This is a genomic window from Pseudomonas koreensis (assembly GCF_012986595.1).
Taxonomy (GTDB): domain Bacteria; phylum Pseudomonadota; class Gammaproteobacteria; order Pseudomonadales; family Pseudomonadaceae; genus Aquipseudomonas; species Aquipseudomonas koreensis.
Genome location: NZ_JAAQYM010000013.1, coordinates 1 through 7565, shown reverse-complemented (window position 1 = coordinate 7565; position 7565 = coordinate 1). Strand labels below are relative to the sequence as shown.

General features: G+C 47.9%; 5 protein-coding genes and 2 pseudogenes. All 7 read right to left on the bottom strand.

Going from position 1 to position 7565, the window contains the following annotated elements; all coding sequences use genetic code 11:
• Nucleotides 1–283 (bottom strand): annotated as a pseudogene (locus HBN98_RS27715) (hypothetical protein); the annotation flags it as partial.
• 306 nt (nt 284–589) lie between these two features.
• Nucleotides 590–1036, bottom strand: coding sequence for an SMI1/KNR4 family protein (locus tag HBN98_RS27710; protein WP_083368669.1), 447 nt, complete (start codon nt 1034–1036; stop codon nt 590–592).
• Nucleotides 1037–1045: 9 nt separating this feature from the next.
• Complete coding sequence (locus HBN98_RS28365; RefSeq protein WP_420875952.1) at nt 1046–1147, bottom strand: HNH/ENDO VII family nuclease; 102 nt, start codon at nt 1145–1147, stop codon at nt 1046–1048.
• 216 nt (nt 1148–1363) lie between these two features.
• Complete coding sequence (locus HBN98_RS27700; protein ID WP_083368670.1) at nt 1364–1750, bottom strand: Imm50 family immunity protein; 387 nt, start codon at nt 1748–1750, stop codon at nt 1364–1366.
• A 713-nt stretch (nt 1751–2463) separates the two neighbouring features.
• Nucleotides 2464–3084 (bottom strand): hypothetical protein, encoded by a 621-nt coding sequence (locus HBN98_RS27695; RefSeq protein ID WP_083368671.1) that lies wholly within the window; start codon nt 3082–3084, stop codon nt 2464–2466.
• Nucleotides 3081–5975 (bottom strand): annotated as a pseudogene (locus HBN98_RS27690) (RHS repeat-associated core domain-containing protein); the annotation flags it as partial. The gene HBN98_RS27695 and the pseudogene HBN98_RS27690, both read right to left, overlap by 4 nt.
• Nucleotides 5976–6765: 790 nt before the next feature.
• Nucleotides 6766–7194 carry an SMI1/KNR4 family protein gene (locus HBN98_RS27685; protein WP_151101758.1) on the bottom strand — a complete coding sequence of 143 codons (429 nt, stop codon included), beginning with the start codon at nt 7192–7194 and terminating at the stop codon, nt 6766–6768.
• Nucleotides 7195–7565 lie beyond the last annotated feature (371 nt).

Sequence of the window (7565 nt, the reverse complement as noted above, 5' to 3'; positions counted from 1 at the left end):
GCTCGCCGCGCTCGTTTTCGATGTCAGTGAGCAACAGACGCGAGTTGTCGTAGCGGTAGCGCAGTTGGCTGCCGTCCGGATTGATACGGCGGCTGACCAGGTGCAGGTTGTCGGCGTATTCGTAGCGAGTGATGCGCCCGAGTTCGTCGCATTCGGCGTTGACCCGGCCATACGGGTTATAGGTGAACGCGCGAGTGGCGCCGCCGGGCAGGGTGACTTGGGTCAGGCGATCAGCGGCGTCCCATTGATATTGAGTAATCGCGCCAAATTCGTCCAGCCCTGTCTATATACGGTAATCAGTTTCTGCCCAGCTCCATGGAATTCGTGAGCCAGATTGCAGAAAGTGACGGGGGAGTCGGAGGTAGATCAAATAATAATAGTTAATTCGAAATTTTTGGTTTCAAGGTTAATGTTTCGCCCAAAGCCGAGACTTCTATATCCAACAAAGCGAGGATCGGTAAGCTTTTCTGATGATTTAAATATCATGGCGTTGTTCCTGGTGGTGGCAGAGTAATAGGGGGTAGACCACACCTATAAAATCGAATGTAGAATGCCCCCGCTCCTTATCAGATAGCTCATGGTTGAAAGCTTAGGTTCTAAGTTCGACGTATTCTTCAAAGAATGAATAGAAGTTGTCTGCTATTTTTTTGGACGGTTTTTTCTTAAATAGATCGTAGCTAATGATCTGTCCGTTTCCCGTGGGTTCGCAATCAATTGCCCAGCAAATTTCGTCATCTTTTAAGTAGATGGCGGCAAAGTTACTAGGTAGTTCAAACTCGGTTCGGCAGTACGCGGTGCTGTAACTTACAGTCCCGCCATTATCTAATGTCGCATCATTGTTCTCAATTCCGCATATCTCTGAGCCGGCTGCTCCTCCGCCACCGCATACACTCAAGAAATCAACGAAATCTTCAGGTAGCTTTAAACCTAAAATGGTTTCGAGTTTTCTAATTTGCTCAGTAGTGGCAGGGCCGAGCCAGAAAGTTTCTTCGTCGGAGTTTTCGAGCTTTGTTATCAAATCTTGAAAGTTGTGCATGATTTTTACTCACTCAAAGTCTTTGGCTCGTTCTTTCCAATATGCTTTTCTAAATTTTGCATACTGTAGTTCTAGCTTTGGGTCATTCCTGAAGCTATCACCGTCTTCAATGGTGCCGTGAAGTTCTTTATGATATTTCTTTTGACCAGCAAGCGGCCAGAGGCATCGCGCTGATACTCGGTCACCAACGCACTGCCGTCGTCGCCGAATTCAGTTTTCTTCAACAACTGCCCATTGAGGTCGTACTCTCAGGCCGTGCGACGACCGTCGAAGCCGGTTTCCTGTTGGATCAGTCCGTTTGAGTAGTGATCGAGTGAGCGCGTTGCGCTACACGGCGCCGTCATTGTTGTATGCCGTAATATTGGCTACAGTGATGTTTTTTGCTTGGCATATGGCTATACAATTATTTTCAAGTTTGATTGTGACTTTATAATTTGAGTTTTCTTTCTCGATTTTTAAGGTGGTGGTGCCGCTGAAGTTGAAGTTTTCTACGTTAAATTTTTCTATGTCTATTATGTAGAGCTGAAATTCATATTCATTGTAATTCTTTTCCAGCCACTTTTTAGGAGCTGTTTGCTCTATTTTGCTGGATAATTTTAAGCATATAGAGTTTCCGTCCAGCATGACGTAAGACGTACGCATGCTTGAGGGGGGATATGTTTCTCCGAAAATAGATGTCCACTGTTTTTTGTTCGATATTGATGATGTCCACATTTTAGATTACTCAAAATAAATAGTGGTCTCTACTAGGTGTTTTGCCTGTATTAGTGCGAAAATAAATCTGTCCCCTTTGATTTCTAAAGCGTCTGTTGCACACCTCAGTAGCGTTATTTATGTAAGTGTTTTGGAGAGGTTTGGCGAATTTATTCGCCATTTATAAAAATATTTCCAATTTTGTCGTCAGTTTTTTCTTCGTACTTTTTAGGCGGTTTAGAAGGGCGGACATGAATTAGCGCTTATCCTATGGATCCTCAGTAAGATATGTGTTGATATCTGAGAGTACTCGTTTAAATTTTTAATTCTTATTTAGATAAAAGGTGGGTGTGTCGATGTACCACTGCTGTTCACTCACTATGTGGCATTTGAGTTCTGGCTCAATGAGTGCGTCAAATAGTTTGACAAGTTCATATTCGCTGCTTGTGTCAATGGTTGCTATGAATCTTGCTGTGGCGTCATCTTGTTCGCTGTTTATGTCAATGGGAAGTAGTGGTGAAGGTGTTATATCGAGGCTGGGTTCTAGTTTAATTGTTCATGCTTCGGGAAGTATATTGTTTCATCGTTTTGAAAGCTCTATCGAGTAGTTAATGTTTTTTTATTGTGTGCGCTGCAACTATTTATGTCGTACAATTCTCTAGGGTGCACCTCTGATTGAAATGAGCTGCAAGGGATTCTGGATAATTTTGTATTTTTCCTCAATTCTTCACAATCTATACTGTGAACAATCGATAACCTGCATCAAAGTCGCTTGTCGTATGTAAATTGCTATAGCTAATATCAAATATACCCTGAATTTCAGGTTGGGCGCGATTTGCCTTTGAATTTAATATCCCTACTGACCTCTGAAGTTCGTTGTATGTGGGTATATAGGTATGGTTTGAAGCAGTGAAATCGAGGGTGACTTTTCTTGGGGAGATGATGGCAAGGTTAATTAATAGTTCAGGAGTTGAAAATGATCTTCCGCCGATGTCGTATATTTTATCTTTGTTCTCCAATTTTGGGCCGTAAGATTCGTGCGTCAAGTAGCCACTTTCTTGGTTTAATAGGCGTATTAACTTTTCGTGACCTTTAATTTTTTCAAACGTAATAATAGCTTGCTTAATGATCAGGAAACCGTCCTCGTCCATCTTGTCTAGAAAGTTCGGATTCTGGTTGTTTATTGAAGAAATTACCGGTTTGTCTATTAAGTTAAGGACAAAATTAAATAGTTCGAGTTGGAATTTGTCTTGGATGTCTTCGTTTGGCGGTATGTTTATATATGAAATAACTCCGCCTGCGTTATCGAAGTCGATGGCGCCAAAGGTTTCTGTAATGTCAATTGAAAAATTCATTTTGCTCTCTCGATTACAAATTGATCAAGTTGTTTTGATTCGATTTGGCTGCCATCAATAGTTTTAAAGCCTTTTGGGTCGACTTTGGTTTGTGAAACTATTCTTAGCCCTAATTCCTCTATTTTTTTCAGTGATTTCTTTATGTATTTGTTTGCGAATGCGCTGCCCGTAAGAGTGATTTTTCCATTATCGGATAATACCCTTAATATTTCTGGATTTAAAGGGTCGTAACCGTAAGGGTTGTCCATATTGATATGACTTTGTGATCCTGATTTTATACCCGACAAATCCGTTGCATTCCCAGCGTGTACTCCCGGAGCTTTAGGGTCGATATCGATATTGTAATAACCTTCAATTGGATTCGTACCGGCACCAATGTTCAAAGAGCCATCAGCTTCTGCGGGTTTGTCTAGATATTTACCGCCACCCGGACACTGATTAAGCCCAAGAGGATCCACCCAGCCCGTGGGGTTTGATACATACAGGTAATTATTCAACCCGCCCGCAAGCTTGATCGGATCCGGCGTCAAAAACCTCCCAGTACCTGGATTGTAGTAGCGGTGCCGGTTGTAATGTAACCCCGTCTCGGCATCGAAATACTGTCCCTGGAAGCGCAGCGGGTTATCAATCTCGCTGACATCCAGCGCAGCGAGGTTACCGTACGCTCGGTACTTGGCCGACCACATGATCTCACCGCTGTAATCAGTGAGTTCCTGCGGTGTGCCGAGGTGGTCGAGTTGGTAGTAAAACGGCGTGGCCCTGCGCGGGCCTTCGCCATCGAGCATCGCTAATGGACGGAAGCTGCCCGGTTCATAGATGTAGCTGCGATAACGGTTTTCACCGTTTTCAGCGATCAGTCGTTCGCCTTGCCATAGAAACTCGGTGGTCTGGCCGTCGACGGTCTTCTCGATACGGCGACCGAAGGCGTCGTATTTGTACGACGCGGTGCTGCCGCCCGGCAGGCTGACGCCAATGAGGCGGTGCTGGCAGTCGTAACGGTATTCGGTGACGAGTTTCTGGCCGGTACCGCGACGCTCGCGAATTAGATTGCCATAGGCGTCATAGTCGTAATGGCGGTCGCCCTGCATCAGCAGACGGTTGCCTTTGACGTTGGCGAGGTTGGCGGTGCCTTCGTTGTTCTGTCCAAGCAGGTTACCTGCCGGATCGTGGGCGAAGCTTTCCGGCGTAGCGCCGCGCACGCTGATGAGCCGGTCGAGCGGGTCGTAATGGTAGCTGCGATTGCCTTTGCGACTATCGTCGACGCCAGCGAGATTACCGTTGGCATCGTAGTTGTAGCGCCGCTGGAACAGATTCTTGTCTCGCTGGCCGACTATGTGGGCTTGCAGGCGACCCTGTTCGTCGTACTGGTATTGGCTGAGCAGAAGGCCCTGCTGGCGCTTTTTTTCACGCCCGGCGCTGAACTGGTGGCTGGTCAGGCGGGAGCCGTTGAGGTCGATGCTGCTCAGGCGTCCGCCGGACAGGTGACGGTAGTCGAGTGTGCTGCCGTCAGGGAGACGGCAGTGACTCAGTTGGCCAACGCTGTCGTATTCGTAACGCGTGGTGCCCCAGCCCTGGTGTTCGGTGATCAGGCGATCCTGCACGTCGTATTCATAGGCGAGCGGCCAGTGGCCGTCGTCGACATTCACCAGACGACCCAAAGCGTCGTAGCTGTAATGAATCTCTTCGCCGTCGGCTAGGGTTTTCACCAGCAGTCGGCCGGCAGCATCGCGCTGATATTCGGTAATCAGGTCGCTGCCGTCATCGCCGAACTCGGTTTTCTTCAGCAACTGGCCGTTGAGGTCGTATTCGTAGGCGGTACGGCGACCGTCGAAGCCGGTTTCCTGTTGGATCAGGCCGTTCGAGTAGTAATCGAGCTGATAGCGTTCACCGCGCTCGTTCTCGATCTCGGTGAGGTTGAGTTGCGAGTTGTCGTAGCGATAGCGCAGTTGGCTGCCGTCCGGATTGATGCGGCGGCTGACCAGGTGCAGATTGTCGGCGTATTCGTAGCGGGTGATACGGCCGAGTTCGTCGCGTTCAGCAGTGACCCGGCCATACGGGTTATAGGTGAACGCGCGAGTGGCACCGCCGGGTAGGGTGACTTGGGTCAGGCGATCAGCGGCGTCCCATTGATATTGAGTAATCGCGCCAAATTCGTCCTGACGAGTGATTTGTCGGCCAAGAGCATCGTAACGGTACTTGCGTTGACCGCCGTCCGGCAGGCGTTCTTCCAGCAACTGGCCGAGGTTGTTCCAGCCCAGTTGATGGCGGCTGCCATCGGGGTGACGAATTTCCAGCAATCTGCCCTGACGGTCATAGCTGTAGTGGGTCTCGTTGCCCTCCGGGTCGGTTTGTTGGGTGATATCACCCTGGCGATTACGCTCATATTTCCAGCGCGCTTTGCCGCGCTGTACATCAATGAGTTGACCGTTGAAGTAGTTGTAACGGGTCGGTACACCTTCTGGCGGGATAACGGCGATTAAGCGCCCAGCTTCGCTGTACTGATACTCAGTGATCGCGCCCATTGGATCTTTAACGGCGACCAGCCTTCCCTGATCGTCGTAGGCATTTTGCGTTTCGCCGCCATCGGGCGCGGTCTCGCTGACCAGGCGTGCATTTTCGTCATGCACATAGACCAGCTCACTGCCATCGGCGTTGTAGACGGTCACCGAGCCTTTGTCGTCCCACTCGTACCGCGCTTCCATTTGCGCGTAATTGGCCCAGTGGCGGACGCAACGGGAATGTTTGCCTTCACGTTCCCATTCCCAGAAGAAGCTGGCGCCGCCGGCCATTTGCCGTTCGAGGATGACGTGCTGATCGTTGTACCGGTAGTGCTCGGTTTCACCGGCTGCATTTGTGGAAGAAACAAGTTGATTGCGTGCGTTGTACCGGTAGCTGACAGGAAAAAGGGGACGGATCTGTTTCTGAAAAAGGCGGCTAGAACAGGGGGATTTTCACTCCCTTTTGAATCAAAAAGCGGGGCAAACCGGAAAATAAACCTGTCCCCTTAGTCCTTAAAGGGAAGCGAGATAATTTTAGTAGCTAGAATCAGAGAATTTCATATGTAAAGTTGCGTGGCAAAACGTGGCAGGATCAACTGATAGGGATACGGGTCTCTGAAGAAATTATTACAGAAAGGCAACCAATGTATTCAGCGTACCTTCCGCAATTTATCTCAGGAGGAGATCGCGTACATTGATCAGGCGTCATTGCTGTCACAATTGGGTTGGGCAAAAGATATTGGTCGGGAAGCGTTGCTTGAATCGCAGCGTATTCTGATTGTTTCAGAAGCCGGTGCTGGAAAGACTTACGAGTGCCAAACACAGCAGCAAATTTTGTGGCATAAAGGCGAACCTGCTTTTTTCTGGAACTATCTCAGCTCGCAATAACCAGTCTATCGGACCTATTGTCACGAGAGGAGGAAGAGCGGTTTGAGGCTTGGTTGGCTGCTCAATCTGAAATAGCTACGTTTTTTCTAGACTCGGTTGATGAATTAAAGCTGACGCTCGGTTCTTTTGAGGGGGCTGGTTGGCGCTGATACGATTTTGACCCAGGTTGCTGATTTTGACTGACCTATATGCGGCCGGTGAAGCCCCGCGTAAACACATCGTTCGCTGAATTTGGATAGGTCAATGAATTCAGGCAGCCTGGGTCAAAATCGCAGCAGCGGCAACATTAGTTGTTTTACTCACTCCACAAATTCACAAACTCATCAAAATTGTTAGCAACGAAGTTGGTTTTACTTGAGTTCGGATCAAATATTTCAACAGCAACCGAGGGTGTGTTGAAATTTAGGCAAATCAGATAACCACCCGCATCCCTTGCTATAGGGATCATCTGTTTGGGAAGCCCTGGGGGTTTTCCCGCCTCTGAGTACCATGAGATGGTGTACGGGGCCACATCAGGCGAGAAAGAAAAGAATTCGCTTATGCAAGTACCTTCGTTGCCATATGGAAATGAAGATATCTCTGGAGAGGCCTCGTCGGAATATGTGACCAAATCCAAGTACGACTTTGGAAAGCTTACGCTAAGTAGTTTTTCTACTTCGGAGATCGTATCGATATCCACTGAGGATCCCTGTTCAATCCCAAAAGAACTCCAGTCAAACTTCATATCAGCCTCCATAATTATTTCTTTCCATCTGCAAAGCCCCCTTTGTTTCCGGGAAAAAGGGGACGGATTTGTTTCTGAAAAGGCGGCTAGAACAGGGGGGATTTTCACTCCCTTTTGAATCAAAAAGGGGGCAAGCCGGAAAATAAACCTGTTCCCTTAGTCTCGTCTGTAAGGTCGGTGACCTGATTACTTCGCCATAGTCGCAGTTTCGACTATCCAGACACGCGAATGACTCATCTCAACATTATTCTTTCACCCATTTATCCAAAGGAAGTTTCTCAGTTTTTTTTGCAAACAATTCTTTTGCTTCCCGAAGAGTCATGTGGTTTGGGCCGCTATACGTGTCAAGGTTGCTAGTTCCATTGTCTTCC